This is a genomic window from Mesorhizobium sp. M0587 (assembly GCF_040320945.1).
In the GTDB taxonomy this organism is placed as follows: domain Bacteria; phylum Pseudomonadota; class Alphaproteobacteria; order Rhizobiales; family Rhizobiaceae; genus Mesorhizobium.
This window is the reverse complement of the sequence record NZ_JAMYQP010000114.1, coordinates 1-701: the sequence shown is the minus strand read 5'-3', so window position 1 is coordinate 701 and position 701 is coordinate 1. Positions and strand designations below refer to the sequence as shown.

Below are 701 nucleotides of genomic sequence, written 5' to 3'. Positions count from 1 at the left end.
GGGGTGGAGGTGCGCACCCTGTTCGCCCGGCCGGTGCTTTGCGATCTGGCCGCCAGCCTTGGCAGCCATGACGAGGTGGCGGTGCCGGCCAACCTGATCGGCGAGCAGAGCACGGCGATCACGCCGCGGATGCTGCCGCTGATCGATCTGACCCAACAGGAGATCGACCGGATCGTCGCCACGGTGCCGGGCGGGGTCGCCAACATCCAGGATATCTATTGCCTGTCGCCGCTGCAGGACGGCATCCTGTTCCATCATCTTCTGGCCGGGCGGGGCGATCCGTATCTGCTGGTCTCGCAGATGGCCTTTGCCGATCGGGGTGTGCTCGATCGCTATCTTGCTGCGGTCCAAAAGGTGGTGGATCGTCACGACATTCTGCGCACGGCCTTTGTCTGGGAGGGTCTGTCGAGCCCGGCGCAGGTGGTGTGGCGCAAGGCGGCCCTGGAGGTGCGCGAGGTCGAGCTGGATGAGGATGGCGGTCCCGGTTCCGAGCAGCTGAAGCGGCGGTTCGATCCGCGCCAGTACCGCATCGACCTTGGCCGGGCGCCCTTGATGCGCGTCGTGATCGCGCGCGAGCCCGGCAGCGGGCGCTGGCTGCTGTTGGAGCTGCTGCACCATCTGATCGGCGATCACACGACGCTGGAGGTCATGCATGCCGAGGTGCGGGCCGTGCTGGAAGGTCGCGGGCATGAGCTTGCCGC

1 protein-coding gene is annotated in these 701 nt (G+C 67.2%); it reads left to right on the top strand.

All coding sequences use genetic code 11. The annotated features are described in order from the left end of the window. The coding region (locus NKI49_RS33255; RefSeq protein ID WP_352608443.1) for a condensation domain-containing protein at window positions 1-701 on the top strand (701 nt) is incomplete at both ends.